Origin of the sequence: Micromonospora echinofusca (assembly GCF_017614955.1) — a bacterium.
Classification (GTDB): Bacteria; Actinomycetota; Actinomycetes; order Mycobacteriales; family Micromonosporaceae; genus Micromonospora; species Micromonospora echinofusca_A.
In genome coordinates this window covers 1-1,146 of the sequence record NZ_WVUH01000663.1, presented here as the reverse complement: position 1 = coordinate 1,146, position 1,146 = coordinate 1, and the positions used below count along the sequence as shown (strand labels likewise).

Genomic DNA, 1,146 nt, shown 5'->3' with positions numbered 1-1,146 from the left:
CCGCCGGGGTTACCCCGTCGCCCGTCACCCCTTCCCACCGCCCCTTCCCACGTCGATCTTGCAGTTTGGGCCCTTGATTCATGGCTTATGTCCTTTAAGTACGGGCCCAAACTGCAAGATCGCCGAGAGGGGTGGGTGGACGAGCACGCCATGGCCATAGCAGATCAGGGGCCAGAACTGTTGCTGTCCACAGCCAGCCAGGTTGTCCACAGGCCGAGTGCCGACTCTCGCGTTGCCTGTGGCCGGACGGTCACGCTGCGACCATGTCGAGAACTCTCTGGCAGGGCAGCGCGCTGATCGGCGCCATGAGTCGCAAGGTTGTTCGACACCGGGTCGAGCGGGGTGAGCTGCTGCGGATCCGTCGAGGGGTCTACGCCGACGGGCCGGCTGATGAGGAGGACCAACTCCGGGCACTCTTTCTCCAGTTGCCGGCAGAGTCCGTACTGGCCCGGCAGAGTGCGGCCCGGCGACAGGGGTTCGGCGTTCTCCGCGAGGATGCCGTGCACATCCAGTTGCCCCAGACCGTGGCCCGTCCCCGGTTGCCGGGAGTCGCCGTCCATCATGCGGTACTGCCCCTGCCGGAACCTGTGATGGTGGACGGGATTCCCTGCGTACCGCCCGCGCGGTGTGCCGTCGACCTGGCGCGTACCGTACGGCGGATCGACGCGCTGCCCGTCCTCGACGCGGCACTACGCACCGGCCTGGTGACTCCCGACCATCTGCTGGCCGAGGTGGGGCGGCATCGCGGATTGCGTGGTGTGTGCCAGGCGCGCCAGTTGGTGCCGTATGCAGACGGGCGGGCGGAGTGCCGGCAGGAGAGTCAGCTGCGGCTGGTCCTTGTCGATGGCGGACTTCCGGTACCCGAGCCGCAGATCTGGGTGCCGGACGAGGCCGGGGTGCCGTTGTACCGCCTGGACCTGGGCTACCGGAAACGCCGGGTCGGTATCGAGTACGACGGGGTCAGTCACCTCGACCGGGACCGGCTGCGACACGACCGGGCGCGGATGAACTGGTTGGCCGCGCAGGGGTGGGCGGTCCGGTACTTCACCGACCGGGATCTGTACCGCCGGCCCGGACACGTCGTGCAGACGGTCGCCGCCCTCCTCTGCCCGTGACCTGCCTCGCCCTTTGCCTAGCCCCGCCCTC

The 1,146-nt window shown here is 68.5% G+C and carries 1 protein-coding gene; it reads left to right on the top strand.

The features are described 5' to 3' along the window. Positions 1 to 263 precede the first annotated feature (263 nt). Positions 264 to 1,115 carry a DUF559 domain-containing protein gene (locus GSF22_RS33705; protein WP_208817934.1) on the top strand — a complete coding sequence of 284 codons (852 nt, stop codon included), beginning with the start codon at positions 264 to 266 and terminating at the stop codon, positions 1,113 to 1,115. The last annotated feature ends 31 nt before the right edge of the window (positions 1,116 to 1,146 follow it).

Coding starts and splice junctions, on each gene's coding strand:
- GSF22_RS33705 (WP_208817934.1), top strand. CDS start 264: ATGTCGAGAACTCTCTGGCAGGGCAGCGCGCTGATCGGCGCCATGAGT.